Raw genomic sequence first — 14,903 nt, 5'->3', positions numbered from 1 at the left:
TCGAATTATCATGTTTCGTCTCATTTTTTGCTTAACTATCAAAAATCCGCTTTTCCATGACCTCATTGCTCACGATTAAAGATAAAACAGCATAAATGAACGCTAATTTTTTATGATAGAGCATATGAATGAAGATAAAATTTAATTTAAAGTCTTTCTCTTGATTATTATCTGAAAATTTGTTATATTTATGTATATTAAAATATTCACATAAAACTATTATAGAAAAGGAAAATCAAAATGAGAAAACAAACATTAAGTATGCAAGCACTCATCAACAACAATAAAAAGGAAATTTTATTAGACGAAAAAGAGCTAGAAAGAATTGAAAAGCAGATTGACGAAAAGCATATGAAGGAATTAGAAAAGAGTATTTAATCTAAATGAGAAAAGCATCGGTCCATGTGACCGATGCTTTTCAATTATTCTATTCTACTTTTACTTTGAGTTTTTTATTTAAAGATTGTTTCTGCCACATAACCGTTGTAAATAGTGTTACAACTAACAAAATTAACCCTAAGATAAACGGATAAATAATGTTTACATCATATAGCATTCCTGCGAGCGTTGGTCCAAGTACATTTCCGATACTCATATAGGCATTATTCATCCCCATTGCAAAGCCTTGTTCATCTCCAGCTAATTTTGAAATAAGGGTATTAAGAACAGGGCGTAAGATGGACGTTGCAAGGAAGATTAATAGTGTTGTTCCGAAAAAGAACAGGTAACTTGGAGACAATAATGACAGCAAAAATCCTAAAGCGGCGACTGCCAAAAAGATATTTAACACCATTCTTTCCCCATAACGATGTACTAGGCGATCAACCATAAAAAGTTGAACTATGACACTGACAATCCCTGTAGAGGTTATCATTATCGCAATTTCTTTAGGTGTTGCCTCAAACTGATTATCTACAAAGAGACCAAGAACTGATTCATACGCCATGAGTCCAAAACTCATCACAAGTGTAATGATAAGAGGGATGAAATATGGCATTTTCACTGAACGTACCATCTTCTTTGCCATAGATTCATCTTGATTATTCATCGAGGCAGATGGTTGCTCGATTCTGCTTTCTTTTAACACAATGACCGAAAAAATCACGGCAACAAGTGAAACAATTGCTGATATTAAAAAGGGCATTTTCAAGCCATAGTCAGCTAAAAACCCACCAATTCCTGGTCCAATCACAATCCCCAATGACATCGCTGCAGAGACTAAACTATTTCCACGTGCACGTTGCGCCATTGTTGTAATATCGGCGACATAAGCAAAAATAGCAGGAATTAATAACGCTGCTCCTACACCTCCGATGACCCGTGAAGCATATAACCACCAGATAGAATTGGAACCATAGAAAATAAACATCGACAATGTTAGCCCGCTTAATCCTATGATAATCATCTTTCTACGGCCATATTGATCTGTCCACTTTCCAGCAATCGGAGACATAATCAGCTGCGCTCCCGCAAAAATGGCAATCATCAGCCCTGCTGCTGTTCCGCCTTCCCCAATTGATTCTAAGTATGCAGGCAAAATCGGAATAATGATTCCAAAACTACCTATCGCAATAAACATATTCACCATCAAAATGCCAAGTTTTTTTCTCTGCTCAGTTGACATACAGACAGCACCCCTTCTCCCATTTCTCTCATAAAACCTTCAAGTTGAATTTCTTGTAAAAAGAAATAATCATACCACCAGGGAGGAAGTACGTCAATATAAAAAAAAAGGGTGACAGGCACCATCCAGAAACTGGATGGTGCCTGTCACCCTAGTGAGGTCACCTAGTGAACTTGAACTTAGAAAATTGTATTGATAACCTGATCCATGCTCATTTTACTGTCTAATTCGAAGGTACCTGGACGTAGTTCGTTTGCTAAGCCTCTTTTTTCTACTTCATCAAAAAATGCTTTGGCATTATCAATGATTTTTCCTTTTACAAGGGCATTTCCAACATCGATGCTGGTCATTCCTGAGGCAACGTTTAGAACAGTGCGGTAAACAACCACTTCTTTAACTTCTTCCGACTGTTCCTTCTGTTCTTCCTTTTTATCTGTTTCTTGCTCTGCTTGCTTTGCTTCCTCTTGCTTAGCCGCTTCAACCGCAGCTAATTCCGCCACCCATTCATCTTCCGTCAAAACGATATAGCCATCAGATGTAAGTCTTTCTTTCATCTCTTCGTCAGTGGGTTGGGCAATCTTGGTCTTCTGAGAATCTTCACCTTTACTTGGACCAAAGAAATACACGGCACCGGAAACAGCTGAGGCAAGCATGATTCCTGCTGCAAAGCTACGGATAATCTTAGCTTTCATTTGCCACTTTTCTCCTTTCTATCTTTGAAGCCTTGTAAGGAGCTAGCAAGTATTCAATTTCTTTCTCATTTAATTGTGTTTGTGCAGCCATTCCTTCTAGTGTATAGCCTCGCTTATATAAGTCTAGTAGCTCGCGAAGGAGAATTCTTTCTTTTGAATTTATTCCTAGGATTCTAGCTTCTTGAGCTGTAATTTCTGCATCAAGCTCAACAACCCTTAGTTGTTCTTGGAGCTTATTCATTTCCTCCATTAGCGAAACATAAACTGCATCAATTTCACGCTGCTCGACCTTTTTTGCTTGTCCCGTTTTTATAAATGATACAATCAGCAGAATGACTGCTGTTCCAAATAAAATTCCTAATGCCCATTCCATGCGTTTTTAGATCCTCCTTATTAATCTAGCTTCTTGCAAAATCCTACCCTATTATACATCCAAAAGAGAGCTTTTTCGATTCATTTCGATAAAATACTCCAAAAGTCGTATTTTCTTAATAAAAATTAGGAAGAATTAGACCAAAATAGAAAAAAATGTTTTGGCATCGGTCTCCCCATTGTTTTACTAATCACGCCTCGACTTACTTTAGAGGGCAAATACAATAACCTATCCCCCTATGCCTGCATATGTATATCATAAACGAATGTAGGTGTTATCGATGGTAAGAGAAATTCAACCTATAATTGGGCAGGCTTGGACAGGGAAACATGTGGTCTTACTTCAGTGCACCTTTCAAAATCAACTAGTTGCCTTCTATACAAGTAAGCATGCACCGATAGAACCTCCCCAACCTACCTGTGCTGAGACATTATCTCAATTTCTAAGCATCGGCTATCAGATTCAGGCGATAACCCCGCTATCAGAGAATATGATCCAGTACGTATTGGTGCTTTAACTAACCTAGTAAAAACAAGAGGATTTTGAAACTCTAATTAATAAATTGAATATCCCGTAAAGAATCAGTATACTTAATTTACCCATTAGGGGTAAGGAGGACAAAATCCATGGAAAACAAACATGATGCACAAGCATCTGAACAACAAGGAAAGAAAATGACTCTACAAGAAGCGATTCAAAAGCAATTAGCCAATAAAAAGAACAAAAACACTTCAGGGAATGCGAACCTAAACCAATCCCAAACCACGAAGAAAATGAAAAGTCAGCAAACAAAAAAAGTGAGTAATTCCCGCAGAAAAATGGGTGTCTAATCATGAATGGTCAGAATAGAAAAGATATTACCCCTGGTATTGAAGTCGAGATCGTTTTAAAGGCCGATCAAAGATCCGGGAAGCTAACAAGCGGTGTCGTCAAAGACATTTTAACAAACTCAAGCACCCATCCACATGGAATCAAAGTAAGGCTCACCGATGGACAAGTTGGCAGAGTAAAAGTGATTAAATCTAAATAAGCAAAGACCCCCTTTCATTTACAAAAGAGGGGGTTTTTCTATATAAACTTATCTTCTCACTACACCACAACATTAATTGTTTGACCTAATTGGTGGTTCGCTTTCCGCAGAGTCACCCCTACCAGATGGACCATCAGAAAGTTTACTATACTTCAACAGCAACGCAAGGAAGAAAATATTTATGACTAAACCGAAAATGGCTGAAAAAACAATAAACCACATCATCGTACCTTCTGTCATATTAATGGAAAAAGCCTCAAGAAACGTTAAGAAAAACATCGTAACCATATAGATTATAAACGTAGTTGTCGTGCGCTGATGCAAAGGATTATCTTCTCTTTGCTTTGAAATAGAAACCATAAGTTGAAACAGGTAAAATGCCAAAACAAGATTTAAAATACCGATTAGACTTAGATAAATGCTAGATGCAGACATTTGAATGACAGATTGGTTTTGGATAAAAAGAGTAGGGAGCGAGAGAAATACAAGGCCGAGGGCAACATGTTTCCCTTTATTGTTAAACCCAAAATAATTGTTAACTAGATGAACTCCTGAAAAGATAAGATAATAGCCAATCGGATCAGGAAGGATATCGATGACCATCAAATGAATCTCGACAAAAACAAGGATAAATCCCCAGAAGATTTTACGGAACCCTTCATACAACATTACTGTCCACCTTCTTTCTCAGCAATGATATCATCAATATCCTGCTGTCCTAAGTAAGGGTGATCAATAATGGGTGCAATTTGTTCAAAGGTATGACCAGATGCACTTTTTCCTTTTATATGTATACCAAACTCAAAGTAACTTGTACGATCAGGATTATAATACATAGATAAATGCATCCATTCATTCTCATTAAGGTTTACTGGAAAGAGCTCATTTTCCTCAATTGGTACACCAGGGACTGCTTCCCACTCCCACTCGAGGTTTTCGTCGAACCATGCAGGGATTTCTCCACCATATCTAACCGATTCGAGTTCCTTTAGCCTATCCTGCTCAAAATCTACTTTGACCGCAACCTCGCCTGCTAACTTTTCTGGAAAAGGAATCGAAATCTCATCAATTGAAATAGCCTCTCTCGTCACCAGCGCTTCTTCACTCCGATGTTGATTGTTGCTTGAAGACACTTGAGAATCCAATACATGAAGTTGCATATCTTCGCGGTATAAATTCACAATTCCCACATCGGCGATGATGGAAGATTGATTGTTAAAAAACACTTCCATCGTCTCAAAGGATAGAATAGGTTCTGTCTGATTAAGCTGTATGTATTCTTTGTTAAACTCTAGGGTCACAGACTTTAAATAATGATGACGGTATTCCTGAACAAAACTATCTTCCGAAGAATTTTGCCATTCCCCAAATCCATGACCGTCATTTAAAACATTCACGATTTCAACCCCATCAATCTGAACATGGGTGACCTCAGCAGGTTCTCGTTTGTTGGTCAAATAATAAAAAGTAAAGGATTTCCCCTCCCAAAGTATATCTTCATAAAAATGATCTAAAAAGATAGGTTGATCCAATTGTTTTGATTGAAAATAAGCATAGTTACCAAGCCAACTAAGAACAATCATCAGAATCCCAGCCCATAAAAAACGTTCCTTCACTCTTTCCCCTCCTTCATTTACTTTTTGATTTTATCATAGAATAACAAAGAACTATCTTACTATTTAGATTTATCTTTACAACTCCAAAAACAATCCTGTGTTTGAACAAGGTCTGATGATATTCAAAATAAGAGTTGCTTTCGTGGAAAACTCCTGTCAAACTGTACGAAGGATAGATTTCATTTATAGATTGAGTAGGTGACGCACATGATTGAAGTAAAATCTTCAAAACTTAGCGATGGAGAATTCAATAGAGGCGTGTTCGCAACACGTGATATCAAAAAAGGAGAACTGATTCACGCAGCTCCCGTCATTGCATACCCCAATGACGAACATGTTCACATAGAAAAAACGCTACTAGCTGATTACGCCTTTGAATATGGCATCAACCATACCGCAATTCTTTTAGGGTATGGCATGTTATTTAATCATTCATACGAGCCGAACGCGACTTACGACATTAATTTTGGGGCCCATACCTTTGACTTTTTTGCCTACAGAGATATAAAGGCTGGCGAAGAGATTCTGATCAATTACAATGGCGATGTCGATGATAATGAACCACTTTGGTTTAACAAAGAAGATAATAAAGACGAAAACACAGTAGACTAATCTAACTAGCTAAAGTAGATTCATTTTTGAACTCATGTTCATCAGACAAAAAGCACCCATGATCTCTTTCATGGGTGCTTTCCACTTATTCCATTTAATCGCTCAAGTTCGTTAAATCCTCTAAGTCATCTGGGTAAACCATTTCTTCAAAAACTTCTTGGGTGGCCTCATCTACAACAAAAATGGTTATTTTATTTTCATCAGGGTCAACTCCATTAAGAATTCCATAAAACATCCCTGATATTCCTAACCCAAGGGCCGCAAATCCATCAAAACCATTATTATAAGCTTCTTTGTTTACAATCAAGGTAAACTCTGAAAAGGACTGATTATGGGTAATATCCTGCACAGAAAATAGATTGGCATTGTCTTTCATTTCCTCTATTGAACGGATCAGGTCCTTTTCCATCTGCATCATCATTTCTTCATGCTTTGCTTTAGACATTTTATATGTGATGGAACCATCACTGTTTTCGCTTACTTCCCCTATACCAGCTGCCTTCGCCTCAGCGATGACTCTGTCTAATTCCTCTCCCTGAAACAAGGAAGCCGGCAAGGTGACTTCTACATTCATTAGACCTTTATCCACTTCAATAGGTTTCTCTTCTTCTTGGCCTTGCCCTTCTTTATCTTGGTTCTCTTCCTTCTTAACAGGTCCATTTTCATTTTGAGTTGTTTGTGTTTGCTCAGTAGAGGAACAGGCTGTTAGCAATATAAGCAACATGACGATGAGAAAACCACCAAGTTTCTTCATAATCACTCTCCCTAATCATCTTCTCTCTTACTGATGATTTAGCTGTTTTTTTGACAAAAGATTGTTTGTCTACCTTCTTCTTCATTTTCCTCATAAAAAAGTACCTTCCACTCCCGAAACTCATTTAACAATTCCTGAGACGCTAATTTGTATTGATTCGACACTCCTTCGTTCTCCCACTTTGAAGACCGATAAAAGGTTTCCATAAAGAAATATCCATCATCGTTCACAATACTTTTTACAAACGGGAAAATGAATCGGTCCAAATAATAAGTGATAACAACGAAATCAAAAGAGCTCCTGTCCATAGGAATGTTGGTCAAGTCAGTAAGGTCACAAACAACCGGCTTAATTGGAAGTTGTTGATGAATCGCTCTTTCACGAATAAAATCAACTGCCACATCGGACACATCTAACGCTTGCACCTCATAACCTAGATCTGCCAACAAAAAACTATTCCCACCTAGCCCACAAGCAAGATCGAGGGCGTTCCCTCCTTTTAGTGAAGCAGACAGACTCTTTAATCGAGCATTCGCCTTTGGCTCCTCTTCTTTAATAGTTATACGCTCCAGATATTTCCTATTCCACTTAGTTTTCGAATTCATGGGGTACTCCTTGTCTATGTATACTTTTTTCCATAAATACACTTTACGGTTGTTATTATCATTATAATCCAGATTATATCGTGACTCTATCTCAACGAGAAAAGGGTTTGGATTGTTCCCACTTCATTATAGACCGAAATATCGCACCTATTTATCTAAATTTTCAAAAAACTAAAACTCTTTTCTTCTCCTTCTGCATATAATAAAAGAAGCAACTCTATACTTACATTCAAAAAAATTACCCCTGCACAGTCTCCCCGCCGCTTGCCGATTCAAATAAAACATAAGGAGCGATGTGTATGACAGAAACTTTAAACTACCGAGAGTTTTATCAAAAACTACCGTTTCACATTTGCAAAAATGATCGCGTTTCCATGCAAAAAGAAGCTAAATATGCGAATGTGCGTGATTGCACCCATTGGTTAATTGGCTTAGAAGGCTGCGAAAAGAACGTAGAAACCTTTCACTGGAGAGTCGTTGTTTTCCCGTCCAATGAAAATGGTCATTTTAATTGCAAGCTAGCATTCTTTAAATCCCCCTTTGTTCGAACCTTTAATGAAGCCTGCGATCTACTGCGGAATGTAGAAGCGTTAGCAAGGCAAGACCAGCTATTTACCATTTTTGAACACAAATAAAAAAAAGGAATATAAGACCTTTCCTTCCTTTTTAGCCTCATATGTGAAAAATGTACATAATCCATTCCATCATCCTGCTCCGTTTGAATATAAAAGAAGGACCGCTATATCAGCTAGCCCTCCCTCTCTCCTATCATTATCCTAATCTAAAAACAATACCGTGACCGCCCTTTGGATACTCCCATTTAATATTTTGGTGTGGACAACCAATCCGACAGCTTCCACACTCATGACACCCTTCATAGCCAACATGCATTCTGATGTCTTCCCATTTATAAATTTCTGCTGGACAAAAGATGGTACAAATTTTATCTGGACAACTTGTCATACAAATATCAGGATCTTTTACATGAAGATGAGATTTCGTATCAGCGTTAAAGCGAACAAGGTATTGCTTTTCTTCGATAGACTGACCTTTTTTCTGTTCACTCATTATTTAATCACCTTCCAGGCTCGATACATATCTCGAGCGAGTTTCATTTTTTCTTTCCCAGTACCTAAATCACTCCATATTTTTTTTTGTTTCTCCCATTTTGACATCCCGTCAACGGTAAACATTTGACTAGCCGCTTTGTTCAACATCGGAATATACTCGTCAAAGTATTGTGGGAATTTATTAAAGTGATGTGTAGAATCCTTGTATTTCTGCATATCCTGACCAACAAACCCAGACATCAATCTCATCCGATACGTATCCAACATGTTTTCAGAGAAATCACCTGCTTGCTTTGCTAACAGGATTGTTTCTGCTGCGTACCGACCCGATGTCATCGCCAGATTGGAGCCTTCACGATGGATGGCATTGACCAATTGTGAGGCATCTCCGATGACAATAACTCCGTTGCCGACAATCTTTCCCATCGACTTGAATCCGCCCTCAGGAATTAAATGTGCCAAATATTCTTGGGATTCACTTCCCTGGATATAAGGCCGAATCATCGGGTGGTTTTTAACGTATTCTAGGAGTTCATATGGCTTAATTTTATGCTTAATTAACCCAGAGAGAAGGGTTCCGACACCGATGCTCAGCGAGTCTTTGTTTGTATAGAGGAATCCTGTCCCTAAGATTCCTTTGGTGGCATCGCCAAATAATTCAATTGTACATCCTTGGTTTTCTTCAAGATTAAAACGGTCTTCAATGATTTTTTTATCAAGCTTTAACACTTCCATGGTCGCTAAGGCCACTTCATCTGGCTGGTATTCTTTATGGAAGCCAAGCGATTGGGCCAATAGTGAGTTGACACCATCCGCTAACACGACGACATCTGCATAAACCTCCCCATTCGGTCGATCTGTTTTAACCCCAACAACCTTGCCATCTTCCACGATACATTCTAGAACAACCGTTTCATTGACTAGCACGGCCCCTTGTTCCACGGCTTTACTGGCAAACCACTGGTCAAATTTTGCACGCAACACCGTAAAATTATTGTAAGGCTCCTTCGCCCACTCCATCCCTTTATACCCAAAGGTTACCGCTGATTCTTTATCCATCATCATGAACCGCTGCTCGACAACGGGACGCTCTAGTGGAGCTTCTTTATAAAATTCCGGAACGATATCTTCCATCATTTTTCGATAAAGGACACCCCCCATGACATTTTTTGACCCTGGATACTCCCCCCTTTCAAGAAGTAACACTTTCGCTCCGCCTTTTGCTAATTCATGCGCACAAGAAATCCCCGCAGGTCCTGCCCCGACGACAATACAATCAAACTTCTCTGACATGACTAACCTCCTCTCTGGTTAAAGCCTTTTTAAATTGTTCTATTAAAATTGGGACAATTTCAAATGCATCGCCAACAATGCCATAGTGACAGGCATCAAAAATAGGTGCTTCGCTGTCTTTATTAATTGCAATAATTAAACCGGAATTCTTCATGCCGACAATATGTTGAATGGCACCAGAAATGCCAATCGCAATATAAATTTTCGGGGTAACCGTAACCCCCGTTTGACCAACCTGATGAGGATGTTCAATCCAACCTGCTTCAACGACATCACGGCTGGCACCAACAGCGCCACCAAGCGTATTGGCTAATTCGTGAACAAGCTGAAAGCCTTCAGGACTTCCCAATCCTTTTCCACCAGCAACAATAATATCTGCCTCATCGATTCTTACCTTCTTTGTCGTTTCCTTCACAATTTCAAGTACTTTTGTTCGAATGTCTTCTTCTTGTAACGAAATGCTTTCCTCAATGATTTTTCCACTTCGACCAAGTTGTGGAGGCAACGCTTTCATAACTTTCGCACGGACGGTAGCCATTTGTGGTCGGTATTTTTTACATAAGATCGTGGCCATGATATTGCCCCCAAATGCAGGACGACTGGCCAATAACAATCCGGTTTCTTCTTCAACATCTAACTCTGTCGTATCAGCAGTTAACCCTGTTGGTAAATCGGTCGCAACCGCACTTGCCAAGTCCTTTCCTGTTGAAGTCGCTCCGAACAAGATAATTTCAGGCTTATGTTTATTTGAACAATCAAGTAATGCTTTCATAAACGATTCAGTGCGGTAATGCTTAAAAATAGGCTGATCATAGATGTAGACCGTATCTGCGCCATACTCGAACACCGTTTGTGCTAATGGCTTAATGTTCTCCCCAATCAAAATCCCAGCCAATTCGACTCCACGTTTGTCCGCAAGTTTCCTCCCAGCACCTAGTAGCTCCAATGAAACGGAGGGAATTTCACCATCCTTTTCTTCAATAAAGACCCAAACTCCCTGATAATCTTTAAAATCCATTACACACCCTCCTTTGCTTGAAACAATTCTTTCTTTTCGAGAAGAACAGCTAGTAATTTTTCTACCTGGTCTTGTGAACTACCTTCTAGAATCTCCCCTCCTTCTGGTTTTGGCGGAGCCCATACCTTCGAAACAATCGTTGGAGATCCCTTTAATCCTAGCTGCTTAATATCAACATCCTCCAAATCATCGACAGACCAAATATGAGGCTGATATCGGGCTGCTTTTAACATGTTTGGAAATGGTGAATATGGCACTTCATTAATGGTTTTTTCAACCGAAAGCAAACAAGGTAAACTAGATTGGACGACTTCATAGCCGTCTTCAAGCTTACGATGAACGATCGCCTTGCCTTCTTCTCGATTCACCTCGACGACTTTGTTTACGGATGTAAGCGGTGGGATATCCAGTCTTCTTGCAATTCCTGGTCCTACCTGTCCGGTATCTCCATCAATCGTCATTTTCCCGCAGATAATCAGGTCGACCGGTTTAATTTTAGAAATTTTTTCGATGGCTTTGGTAACTGCGTAACTAGTGGCTAATGTGTCAGCTCCGGCAAAACGACGGTCCGTGATTAGATAGCCCTCGTCGGCTCCGATTTCAATACATTTCTTAATGGCTTTAACAGCTGGGGGTGGCCCCATTGTGACAACGGAAACGGTACCCCCGTATTTATCTCTTAACCTGACAGCTTCTTCAACAGCATGAGCATCATAAGGATTCAAGATGGCTGGTGCTGTTCTGCGATCCATTGTGTTGGTTTTTGGGTTCATTTTAATGATTTTCGTGTCTGGTACCTGTTTGATACAGGCAACAATATGCAGCATGTGATTCCCTCCTTATTAGGCTCTTCTCCCGGCATTCGGTATTTATCACTGCAAAGGAATTGAATAAACCACTCCTTATAAAAACCTAAAAATCCTGAAAAAGAGCTAGCAAACCTATTTAGGACCTACTAACTTGCTTGTTTCCATTAAACTCGGCATTTGGATTTTTAAAACAAATGTTATGAAAACAACCTCCCTCTAAAGCTATATGATTGAATTCCTTGGTGGATTATGATGTTGGTACAAACTACAGCAATTATCGTTCTTCCTAGTAAATGTCCCTTTATGCTTGTTTACTTTAGATATATATTAGTGGGCCCTTATAAAAATGTGAATTTTCTGACAAACAATTTCAAAATAATTTTACGTATATCCTTCACATAAGAAACAAACATGCAAGATTACTAGAATATAAAAAATATCCCGTTTTAACCATAGGTCAAAACGGGATTTTCTCTTTGTTTCTTATTTTATTCTTCTGCTGGTAAGTTCCTTTGCTCTGGTAGGGTATCCCAGAAGCTTGTATCTGCTGTTTCAATTGACCCATCTGCAATGGCCCTTACTGTTGAATCTAATGTTTTGATGGTTTGTTTAATCAAATAGCCATTGCTCTTTTGTCCAAGAGCATAGGACTCATAAGAGTGATCAGACATCCCGCGCATTTCAAATAGAAGCGTAGAAATGTCATAGCGGAGAGCTGCACCGTTACGGCCGATATTGGCGCCAGTTCCTCCAACATATTTTCCAATATGTCCCCATCCAGTTGGTTCAAGGGTATTATAGACGATGGATCCTAACTTTTTTGAACCTTCTAGAACGTCTGGGTCAACATTTGAATTTGTTGGATAAAGAATCGAGCCGGATACTAGCTCCCCATCTGTTGCACTTCGCGTTCCTTGGTGATGCAGGTCGATCATGTAATCGATATCATATTTTTGGAACACATTTTCATGTAACACTCTTGCTTCAGGTACCATATTTTCGGTTGCTTTATCATGCTCACGGTTAATATCAACACCATCTGCATTATAACGTGTTAGATGGCGGTCTCCGTCTGCAAGATAGTCGTCAAGTGAGAAGTTCACATCCCCCATCGCACCATCGGCGTTTAACATAGGAATCACGAGTATGTTTACATTATCTAGAACCCCTTTTGTTTTACCGGTACCAAGGTGTTTAATAAATTCAAGCGCCCCTTCAGTGGTTAACTGCTCGTTGCCATGTTGTTGGGTTAAAAATAAAATCGTTGGGTTTTCAGGGTTGGAGATGTATTTCGCCATATAAATATCGCGGCCCTTCACCGTTTGACCGATGACTTCTAACTCCAACGCCTTCTGCTTCGCCTCTTGAACTTTAAGGTAATCTACCATGCTCTCATATGTATGTAAGATTGATGTCTGGATAGATCCTCCAACATTCGGGCCATTTCCAACCGCACCAACAGGAAGCCCCACCGCTGTCACTGCCCCAAACGCCATTAAACCAGATAAAGAAATTGATAGAACCTTCTTTTTCATACTCATCCACATAACCTCCAGCTTATATTGATTTCTAGTAAAAGAAATCTCTTATCTATTATTCTATAGAGAATATTCGGATAATATAAATAGAGGAAACTACCCATCCTTTAGACAAATTTCGATTTACGAAACAGGTAAAAAATAACTATTCGCGGTTCGATTTCAAAGGAAAATAAGTCTTATATAGCTATTTCGCTTTTAAACCATTGAAAATCACCCTTTCTATATAATCATAAGGTAGGGAAAAAGGTGCATACGCAACCACCCAATTGTAGAAATATGGGGAAATACACTTAATACTTATAATATGATGAACATCATCCCGAGCTCTGCTTTAATTTTCACTTCTAAAATGAAGTCGTTTTGATTATCTTCTGTGCCAGGAAAGCATTATAATAATAAGGAATTTGTTTTTTACATAGAAAGGAGCTTTGCTTTGACTTATCCAGATACAAAAGAGACACTTCAGTTATTAAAGGAATTGGTCAGCATCCCGAGTCCTTCTGGGAACACCAATGAAGTCATTACATTTGTTGAAAACTTCTTTAAGGAACTTAATGTTGGTACCCGTAGGAACCGCAAAGGGGCGTTAATTGCAACCTTACCGGGGAAGGATGAAAAGAACCATCGAATGCTGACAGCGCATGTTGATACTCTTGGGGCAATTGTAAAAGAGATTAAATCTAGTGGTCGCTTGAAGTTAGATTTAATCGGTGGCTTTAAATATAACTCCATTGAAGGCGAATATTGCGAAATCGAGACTTCTGCAGGGAAGAAATTTACCGGGACGATATTAATGCACCAAACCTCTGTCCATGTTTATAAGGATGCCGGGAAAGCTGAACGCAATCAAGATAATATGGAAATTCGCTTAGATGAAAAAGTACATAATGCTGAAGATGTAAGGGCACTAGGGATTGAGGTTGGCGATTTTATCTCCTTTGATCCACGAGTTCAACTCACACCGTCTGGCTTTATTAAATCCCGTCATTTAGATGATAAAGCAAGTGTCGCAATTTTACTTCAACTCATTAAGCAAGTTAAAACAGAGAATATTGAGTTACCGTATACCACTCACTTTTTGATTTCGAATAATGAAGAAATTGGTTATGGTGGAAATTCAAATATCCCTCCTGAAACGGTTGAATATTTAGCTGTGGATATGGGAGCAATGGGTGATGGTCAATCGACAGATGAATACACGGTTTCCATTTGTGTAAAAGATGCGAGTGGCCCTTACCATTATGAACTAAGAAAAAGACTTGTTCAGCTTGCAAAGGAAAATGACATTGGATACAAACTAGATGTTTACCCTTTCTACGGATCAGATGCTTCTGCAGCGATACGAGCTGGGCATGATATCGTTCACGGCCTAGTCGGTCCAGGAATCGATTCTTCTCACGCCTTTGAAAGAACTCATCAAGATTCAATCGAAAACACAGCAAAGCTGTTGTACCATTACGTGCAATCAGAAATGCTCTTGTAAGTGGAGGAATCTTTACTTAATTTGAAATTATAAATAGAAAGACTTAGTTCGAGTTTTTTGGACTAAGTTTTTTTATTTTGCATTTTAGAGTCCTTCTAGTCTATCCGGTGTAAGTCTATCAGGTGTAGGTGCTTAGGGGGGAAACAAACATAAAACCCTTGAATACCTTTAAACGTATCCGAGAGAGTTTGTCATGGACAAAATCTTCTTGCTGGTTCTCATAATGTCCTTGAGAGCGCTTGTCATAGACAAAATCTTCTTGCTGGTTCTCATAATGTCTTTGAGAGCGCTTGTCATAGACAAAATCTTCTTGCTGGTTCTCATAATGTCTTTGAGAGGGCTTGTCATAGACATAGACAAAATCTCCTTGTTGTTTCTCATAA

20 protein-coding genes are annotated in these 14,903 nt (G+C 39.0%); 7 read left to right on the top strand and 13 right to left on the bottom strand.

Annotation, left to right across the window (positions count from 1 at the left end; translation table 11 throughout):
• The first annotated feature begins 240 nt into the window (after positions 1 to 240).
• On the top strand, positions 241 to 378 hold the full coding sequence (locus tag H0185_RS17730; protein WP_221874822.1) for an FbpB family small basic protein: 138 nt from the start codon (positions 241 to 243) through the stop codon (positions 376 to 378).
• Between the two features lie 49 nt (positions 379 to 427).
• Here the strand turns inward: H0185_RS17730 and H0185_RS17725 are convergent, their stop codons facing one another.
• The 3 genes from H0185_RS17725 to H0185_RS17715 form a co-directional block, all read right to left on the bottom strand.
• Entirely contained in the window at positions 428 to 1,624 is a 1,197-nt protein-coding gene (locus tag H0185_RS17725; protein ID WP_221874821.1) for an MFS transporter, read from the bottom strand.
• Positions 1,625 to 1,803: 179 nt separating this feature from the next.
• A complete protein-coding gene (locus H0185_RS17720) occupies positions 1,804 to 2,316 on the bottom strand; it encodes an endolytic transglycosylase MltG (RefSeq protein WP_221874820.1) in 513 nt (170 codons plus the stop codon).
• Positions 2,306 to 2,689, bottom strand: coding sequence for a hypothetical protein (locus tag H0185_RS17715; RefSeq protein ID WP_221874819.1), 384 nt, complete (start codon positions 2,687 to 2,689; stop codon positions 2,306 to 2,308). Before H0185_RS17715 ends, H0185_RS17720 begins: the two co-directional genes overlap by 11 nt.
• Positions 2,690 to 2,969: 280 nt before the next feature.
• Here H0185_RS17715 and H0185_RS17710 point away from each other — a divergent pair, with 280 nt between their 5' ends.
• The 3 genes from H0185_RS17710 (at position 2,970) to H0185_RS17700 (ending at position 3,719) form a co-directional block, all read left to right on the top strand.
• Positions 2,970 to 3,206, top strand: a complete 237-nt coding sequence (locus H0185_RS17710; protein ID WP_221874818.1) for a hypothetical protein — start codon at positions 2,970 to 2,972, stop codon at positions 3,204 to 3,206.
• A gap of 109 nt (positions 3,207 to 3,315) precedes the next feature.
• Positions 3,316 to 3,519, top strand: a complete 204-nt coding sequence (locus H0185_RS17705) for a hypothetical protein (RefSeq protein ID WP_221874817.1) — start codon at positions 3,316 to 3,318, stop codon at positions 3,517 to 3,519.
• A 2-nt stretch (positions 3,520 to 3,521) separates the two neighbouring features.
• Positions 3,522 to 3,719, top strand: coding sequence for a YwbE family protein (locus tag H0185_RS17700; protein WP_221874816.1), 198 nt, complete (start codon positions 3,522 to 3,524; stop codon positions 3,717 to 3,719).
• 72 nt (positions 3,720 to 3,791) lie between these two features.
• Here H0185_RS17700 and H0185_RS17695 read toward each other — a convergent pair whose 3' ends face one another.
• Entirely contained in the window at positions 3,792 to 4,388 is a 597-nt protein-coding gene (locus H0185_RS17695) for a hypothetical protein (RefSeq protein WP_221874815.1), read from the bottom strand.
• Entirely contained in the window at positions 4,388 to 5,335 is a 948-nt protein-coding gene (locus H0185_RS17690) for a hypothetical protein (protein WP_221874814.1), read from the bottom strand. The genes H0185_RS17695 and H0185_RS17690 overlap by 1 nt, the downstream gene beginning before the upstream one ends.
• A gap of 207 nt (positions 5,336 to 5,542) precedes the next feature.
• Here H0185_RS17690 and H0185_RS17685 point away from each other — a divergent pair, with 207 nt between their 5' ends.
• On the top strand, positions 5,543 to 5,947 hold the full coding sequence (locus H0185_RS17685) for an SET domain-containing protein (RefSeq protein WP_221874813.1): 405 nt from the start codon (positions 5,543 to 5,545) through the stop codon (positions 5,945 to 5,947).
• Positions 5,948 to 6,041: 94 nt separating this feature from the next.
• Here H0185_RS17685 and H0185_RS17680 read toward each other — a convergent pair whose 3' ends face one another.
• The gene (locus tag H0185_RS17680) at positions 6,042 to 6,701 is read right to left on the bottom strand and encodes a hypothetical protein (protein ID WP_221874812.1); all 660 of its coding nucleotides are present in this window, start codon (positions 6,699 to 6,701) and stop codon (positions 6,042 to 6,044) included.
• 38 nt (positions 6,702 to 6,739) lie between these two features.
• Positions 6,740 to 7,306: a class I SAM-dependent methyltransferase gene (locus H0185_RS17675; protein WP_221874811.1), complete on the bottom strand. Its 567-nt coding sequence runs from the start codon at positions 7,304 to 7,306 to the stop codon at positions 6,740 to 6,742.
• 299 nt (positions 7,307 to 7,605) lie between these two features.
• Between H0185_RS17675 and H0185_RS17670 the strand changes: the two genes are divergently transcribed.
• Positions 7,606 to 7,941 carry a hypothetical protein gene (locus H0185_RS17670; RefSeq protein WP_221874810.1) on the top strand — a complete coding sequence of 112 codons (336 nt, stop codon included), beginning with the start codon at positions 7,606 to 7,608 and terminating at the stop codon, positions 7,939 to 7,941.
• A gap of 136 nt (positions 7,942 to 8,077) precedes the next feature.
• Here the strand turns inward: H0185_RS17670 and H0185_RS17665 are convergent, their stop codons facing one another.
• From H0185_RS17665 to H0185_RS17645, 5 genes are all read right to left on the bottom strand, one after another.
• Positions 8,078 to 8,374 carry a ferredoxin family protein gene (locus H0185_RS17665; protein WP_221874809.1) on the bottom strand — a complete coding sequence of 99 codons (297 nt, stop codon included), beginning with the start codon at positions 8,372 to 8,374 and terminating at the stop codon, positions 8,078 to 8,080.
• A complete protein-coding gene (locus H0185_RS17660) occupies positions 8,374 to 9,669 on the bottom strand; it encodes an FAD-dependent oxidoreductase (RefSeq protein ID WP_221874808.1) in 1,296 nt (431 codons plus the stop codon). Before H0185_RS17660 ends, H0185_RS17665 begins: the two co-directional genes overlap by 1 nt.
• Positions 9,653 to 10,687 carry an electron transfer flavoprotein subunit alpha/FixB family protein gene (locus tag H0185_RS17655; RefSeq protein ID WP_221874807.1) on the bottom strand — a complete coding sequence of 345 codons (1,035 nt, stop codon included), beginning with the start codon at positions 10,685 to 10,687 and terminating at the stop codon, positions 9,653 to 9,655. The genes H0185_RS17660 and H0185_RS17655 overlap by 17 nt, the downstream gene beginning before the upstream one ends.
• Positions 10,687 to 11,514 (bottom strand): electron transfer flavoprotein subunit beta/FixA family protein, encoded by an 828-nt coding sequence (locus tag H0185_RS17650; protein WP_221874806.1) that lies wholly within the window; start codon positions 11,512 to 11,514, stop codon positions 10,687 to 10,689. Before H0185_RS17650 ends, H0185_RS17655 begins: the two co-directional genes overlap by 1 nt.
• A gap of 470 nt (positions 11,515 to 11,984) precedes the next feature.
• Positions 11,985 to 13,031, bottom strand: a complete 1,047-nt coding sequence (locus tag H0185_RS17645; RefSeq protein ID WP_221874866.1) for a M14 family zinc carboxypeptidase — start codon at positions 13,029 to 13,031, stop codon at positions 11,985 to 11,987.
• A 439-nt stretch (positions 13,032 to 13,470) separates the two neighbouring features.
• On the opposite strand from H0185_RS17645, the gene H0185_RS17640 reads away from it, so the two are divergent.
• Positions 13,471 to 14,520 carry a M42 family metallopeptidase gene (locus tag H0185_RS17640; protein ID WP_221874805.1) on the top strand — a complete coding sequence of 350 codons (1,050 nt, stop codon included), beginning with the start codon at positions 13,471 to 13,473 and terminating at the stop codon, positions 14,518 to 14,520.
• A gap of 118 nt (positions 14,521 to 14,638) precedes the next feature.
• On the opposite strand, the gene H0185_RS17635 is transcribed toward H0185_RS17640, so the two are convergent.
• On the bottom strand, positions 14,639 to 14,903 hold a 265-nt coding region (locus H0185_RS17635; RefSeq protein WP_221874804.1), incomplete at its 5' end, for a hypothetical protein.

It is taken from the genome of Mesobacillus maritimus, assembly GCF_019749255.1.
Classification (GTDB): domain Bacteria; phylum Bacillota; class Bacilli; order Bacillales; family Cytobacillaceae; genus Mesobacillus_B; species Mesobacillus_B maritimus_A.
The sequence above is the reverse complement of the archived record's forward strand: the minus strand, read 5'-3'. Positions and strand labels throughout refer to the sequence as shown.

Bases quoted from the DNA above. Each gene is read 5' to 3' on its own strand.
- H0185_RS17730 (WP_221874822.1), top strand. From the start codon at position 241: ATGAGAAAACAAACATTAAGTATGCAAGCACTCATCAACAACAATAAA.
- H0185_RS17725 (WP_221874821.1), bottom strand. From the start codon at position 1,624: ATGTCAACTGAGCAGAGAAAAAAACTTGGCATTTTGATGGTGAATATG.
- H0185_RS17720 (WP_221874820.1), bottom strand. From the start codon at position 2,316: ATGAAAGCTAAGATTATCCGTAGCTTTGCAGCAGGAATCATGCTTGCC.
- H0185_RS17715 (WP_221874819.1), bottom strand. From the start codon at position 2,689: ATGGAATGGGCATTAGGAATTTTATTTGGAACAGCAGTCATTCTGCTG.
- H0185_RS17710 (WP_221874818.1), top strand. From the start codon at position 2,970: ATGGTAAGAGAAATTCAACCTATAATTGGGCAGGCTTGGACAGGGAAA.
- H0185_RS17705 (WP_221874817.1), top strand. From the start codon at position 3,316: ATGGAAAACAAACATGATGCACAAGCATCTGAACAACAAGGAAAGAAA.
- H0185_RS17700 (WP_221874816.1), top strand. From the start codon at position 3,522: ATGAATGGTCAGAATAGAAAAGATATTACCCCTGGTATTGAAGTCGAG.
- H0185_RS17695 (WP_221874815.1), bottom strand. From the start codon at position 4,388: ATGTTGTATGAAGGGTTCCGTAAAATCTTCTGGGGATTTATCCTTGTT.
- H0185_RS17685 (WP_221874813.1), top strand. From the start codon at position 5,543: ATGATTGAAGTAAAATCTTCAAAACTTAGCGATGGAGAATTCAATAGA.
- H0185_RS17680 (WP_221874812.1), bottom strand. From the start codon at position 6,701: ATGAAGAAACTTGGTGGTTTTCTCATCGTCATGTTGCTTATATTGCTA.
- H0185_RS17675 (WP_221874811.1), bottom strand. From the start codon at position 7,306: ATGAATTCGAAAACTAAGTGGAATAGGAAATATCTGGAGCGTATAACT.
- H0185_RS17670 (WP_221874810.1), top strand. From the start codon at position 7,606: ATGACAGAAACTTTAAACTACCGAGAGTTTTATCAAAAACTACCGTTT.
- H0185_RS17665 (WP_221874809.1), bottom strand. From the start codon at position 8,374: ATGAGTGAACAGAAAAAAGGTCAGTCTATCGAAGAAAAGCAATACCTT.
- H0185_RS17660 (WP_221874808.1), bottom strand. From the start codon at position 9,669: ATGTCAGAGAAGTTTGATTGTATTGTCGTCGGGGCAGGACCTGCGGGG.
- H0185_RS17655 (WP_221874807.1), bottom strand. From the start codon at position 10,687: ATGGATTTTAAAGATTATCAGGGAGTTTGGGTCTTTATTGAAGAAAAG.
- H0185_RS17650 (WP_221874806.1), bottom strand. From the start codon at position 11,514: ATGCTGCATATTGTTGCCTGTATCAAACAGGTACCAGACACGAAAATC.
- H0185_RS17645 (WP_221874866.1), bottom strand. From the start codon at position 13,031: ATGAAAAAGAAGGTTCTATCAATTTCTTTATCTGGTTTAATGGCGTTT.